The sequence below is a fragment of the Butyrivibrio sp. genome, from assembly GCF_024699075.1.
In genome coordinates this window covers 1-2195 of sequence record NZ_JAILQF010000077.1, presented here as the reverse complement: position 1 = coordinate 2195, position 2195 = coordinate 1, and the positions used below count along the sequence as shown (strand labels likewise).

The 2195-nt window shown below is 37.5% G+C and carries 3 protein-coding genes; all 3 read left to right on the top strand.

Annotation, left to right across the window (positions count from 1 at the left end):
- Positions 1–1128: lipooligosaccharide sialyltransferase (locus tag K6G87_RS03010; RefSeq protein ID WP_296833699.1), on the top strand; the 1128-nt coding region annotated here is incomplete at its 5' end.
- A gap of 54 nt (positions 1129–1182) precedes the next feature.
- Positions 1183–1878, top strand: a complete 696-nt coding sequence (locus K6G87_RS03005; protein ID WP_296833697.1) for a glycosyltransferase family 2 protein — start codon at positions 1183–1185, stop codon at positions 1876–1878.
- A gap of 27 nt (positions 1879–1905) precedes the next feature.
- Positions 1906–2195: hypothetical protein (locus tag K6G87_RS03000; RefSeq protein ID WP_296833694.1), on the top strand; the 290-nt coding region annotated here is incomplete at its 3' end.

Sequence of the window (2195 nt, the reverse complement as noted above, 5' to 3'; positions counted from 1 at the left end):
ATTAAGATGCACGAAAGAATATATGTATGCCACACCTTTTATCATGTATATGTGGCATGTCTTAAGGAATTTCATATTTTACATAAAACAGGCCTTGAGGGATCAACCGCGTCTTATGGAAGCGGCGCAGCAGGCCGCGCTACTTTAGTACTTTCAAAGATGTCCAACAAGTTTGGCTCTATGGTTCAAAGGGCCAGGGAATGCGGACTTTTTGAGGAAGTAATAGAGTATGATGAAAAAGAAGATACTTTTTTCCCAGAGTTAAAGCCCTTAAGGACTAATACAGGAAGTCTTGTTAAGAACATGATCAACAGGATTAAGTTCTGCAAGAGATTTGGTCAGCTTCAGGAAAAATTCATTCCGGTTGATTTCAAGAAATACAAGGATATCTACGTATTTTGCGACTCGGACCCTATTGGATATTATCTCAATTATAAGCATATATATTATCATGCGCTTGAAGACGGCCTTAACTGTATCAAATACGGCGATACTGCAAGATATGACAATAACGGACACTTCAAATTCAAGGCTTTTATGAGCTCTTTGGGTCTTATCTTCATCCAGAACGGATATGGTAAGTACTGCCTTGATATGGAAGTTAATGATATATCAATTTTGGATTATCCATGTAAAAAGTATATAGAGCTTTCGAGACAAAGCCTTACGGATGAACTTCAAAAGGCTGATAAAGAGCTGATGTTAAAACTCTTTATTGAAAATATGGATGAACTTAAAAAGCAGCTTGATGAAGGTAAAGACAGGCCAAGGGTACTTATACTTTCAGAGCCACTTTGCGAACTGCCTGTAAGAAAGCAGATTTTCACAGATCTTGTTAATGAATACAGCAAAGTTGACGGCCAGGATGCTATCGTTATGATCAAGCAGCATCCAAGAGATTATCTTGATTATAATGAGATATTTAAGGATATCATCATCTTGTCGGGTAACTTCCCTATGGAGATGCTCAACTTCATAGAGGGCCTTAGATTTAACAAGCTGGTATCTGTCTACACAGTTGTCGATTCGATAAAGTTCGTTGATGAGAAGATATTCCTTGGTGATGACTTTATGGATAAATATGAAGCACCTGAGATCCACAGAATCAATGAGCAGATCAAGGACTAATAAGTAATAAATATGATATTTACTATAAAACTTTTTTACAGGAGGACTATAGATATGCCCCAAAATTACGTTCTTTCAGTTGTAATTCCGTGCTATAACGAGAAAGAGAACATTATTAAGATTGTTGAAAGGGTACGTAAGGCACCCGTTGAAAATATAGAGATCATCATAGTTGATGACATGAGTACAGATGGTACCAGAGATATCCTTGAAAAGGATGTTAAACCCCTTGTTAGTAAGGTGATCTATCATGATGTAAATCAAGGTAAGGGCGGAGCTTTAAAAACAGGCTTTGCACATGCAACAGGTGATTATGTGATCATTCAGGATGCAGACCAGGAGTATGATCCGCAGGAATATCCCAAGGTTCTTCAGCCAATTCTTAACGGCGATGCGCAGGTATGCTATGGTTCAAGATTCCTTGCTGGAGTATCCAAGGGCTACAGAGCTAACCAGATGGCCAATAAGTTTCTGACCATGCTTTCAAATATTTTCACACATCAAAAGCTTACTGATATGGAGACCTGCTATAAGTGCTTTAAACGTGAGATAATTCAGAGCATCAATATTGAGGAAAAGAGATTTGGATTTGAACCTGAAATAACAGAAAAGCTTTCCAATAGAGGAATCAGGATTGCTGAAGTTGCAATTTCTTATGATCCAAGAACCAATGAAGAAGGCAAGAAGATAGGCTTCAAAGACGGACTCAGAGCGATATATTGTATCTGGCAGTACAGAAATAAACAGTAAGACTGGATATTTTGAGATAATATGCATATGCAAACAGGAGACCATAATAATATAAGAAAAGATAATATTGAGTCTGGATACGATACTGATAATAATATTGGTAGTGAAGATGGCGAAGCTATGAATATGTCAGGCAGAGAAGATATTAAAAAGACAGGTAGTGAAGTTGTAAATATTTCAGGAAAAGAAGCTGATCACAAGAATTCAGGTAAAGCTTCCAAAAAGATACTGGGAACATTTGCAGGTACTGCGGTCTTATTGCTTCTTATTATCTCGCTGCTTGTGGTTACGATCGATCCATTTTTTCACTATCACAG

Bases quoted from the DNA above. Each gene is read 5' to 3' on its own strand.
- K6G87_RS03005 (WP_296833697.1), top strand. From the start codon at position 1,183: ATGCCCCAAAATTACGTTCTTTCAGTTGTAATTCCGTGCTATAACGAG.